We start from the raw sequence: 1,633 nt of genomic DNA, 5'->3' as shown, positions 1-1,633 counted from the left end.
AAATTAAAAAATATAAAAATGCGTATAAATAGTTGGCAGCAGGCTATTGTAATGCAGCTATTTGACGAAATAGAAGAAATCAACTTAGAACTCGAGCAGGAAGAGTTGATTCAAATTTCAAATTATATTAATCAATATAAATTACTTCGTATCAGATATTTATTAATTCGTAATTTAATGTATGAAGCAAAAGAGCTCATTGATGAAATAAAAAAAATGAAGCATAAATTGTCACCTTATGAAATAAATCTTTTTAGACATGTGTTAGGTATTTATCACTTAACAAACCATGAACCTTTACTTGCTATGAAAGTTTTGAAGAAAATTAATAATGAAGAGTATACAAATGAAGAATATTATTATCATTTAGCTTCAGCTTACCATTCTAATGAAATGCCCGTAATGGCTTATTTTTATGCTGATAAAGCACGTCAGTATTTTAAAAGTATTAATTCCTATCTTCGAGTAATCGATTCAGAAATGCTTATGCTAATACAAGTTAAAGATAATGAAGAATTTACTGAGACGATTAAAAGATTTGAAAACTTAATTCAAAGCTGTGAAATTTGTAGATCATCAGACCGAAAAGCAAGGGTATATCATAATTTGGCCTTCGAATATTACCGAAGAAAAAATTATGAATTAGCAAAAAAATACTATTTTGAGTCTATGAAATTGAAAGATTCTAAGTCTGTACCGTATTTACTTTCTCTAGAAGGATTTATACGAAGCTCATACTATGGAGAACTTTTACCTAAGGGTGAATTATTAAAGTTTGTAAGTGAAGGGTTTGATATAGCTTCAAAGAAAAACGACAAACTTTTTATCAACTTATTCACCTTATTAGACCTTTTAATCTTAGAAAAAGAACAAGAATATCATCAATACTTGGCCGAATATTCATTACCATTTTTCAAAAAAGTAGGTTTCGTTTATTTAATCAATCAGTCGAAAAAAGAATTGTTTAACTATTACATTAAACAAAAACAAACCCGCAAAGCACTAGGTATGGCAAATACACTAATCAATCAGTAGAAAAAAGGCATTTCTCAAATTAGTGAGACATGCCTTTTTATTATTATTTTTTAGCTGGCATCGCTTCTTCAAGTGCAAGATGATGCGTATATAAATAAGTAGCGTATTCTTTTCCAACGTATCGAATATGCCATGGCTCATAGTGATAGTTTGTTATGTCTACTTTATCTTCTGGATAACGAATAATAAAGCCGTATTCATGTGCATGTTCTGCTAACCATTTTCCTTCCGGCGTTTTAGCAAAATCAACTTCTAAAGCATTACCAAATGACGGTGAAGAAACATCCATCGCTAATCCAGTCTGATGCTCACTCGTTCCTGGAAGTGCACTATATGCTTTAGTCCATTCCTCTCCATGTGTAGAAAGGTAATTATTGTATAAAGAAACTTGGCGATCGTACGAACGGTATCCAGAAATTGCTGTTAATGTATAACCATCTGAAGATGCACCAGCAAATAACTTCTCTAATGCATGTCCAGCCTCACTTCTCATTCTAGTTTTATCTTTTACTGCTCCATTTAATTGTATTGATGGATAGATAAGATCGTTTGGTTCATAACCATCTGGTAATTTTCGATCTTTATTAACTAATACTAA

The 1,633-nt window shown here is 30.9% G+C and carries 2 protein-coding genes; one reads left to right on the top strand and one right to left on the bottom strand.

Annotation, left to right across the window (positions count from 1 at the left end; all coding sequences use genetic code 11):
• The coding region (locus tag CN514_RS18585) for a hypothetical protein (RefSeq protein ID WP_217993941.1) at window positions 1-1,035 on the top strand (1,035 nt) is incomplete at its 5' end.
• Between the two features lie 43 nt (window positions 1,036-1,078).
• On the opposite strand, the gene CN514_RS18580 is transcribed toward CN514_RS18585, so the two are convergent.
• A partial coding sequence (locus CN514_RS18580) for a M15 family metallopeptidase (RefSeq protein WP_286141750.1) occupies window positions 1,079-1,633 on the bottom strand: 555 nt, incomplete at its 5' end.

The sequence above is a fragment of the Bacillus sp. AFS001701 genome, from assembly GCF_002559405.1.
GTDB lineage: Bacteria > Bacillota > Bacilli > Bacillales > Bacillaceae_G > Gottfriedia.
The sequence above is the reverse complement of the archived record's forward strand: the minus strand, read 5'-3'. Positions and strand labels throughout refer to the sequence as shown.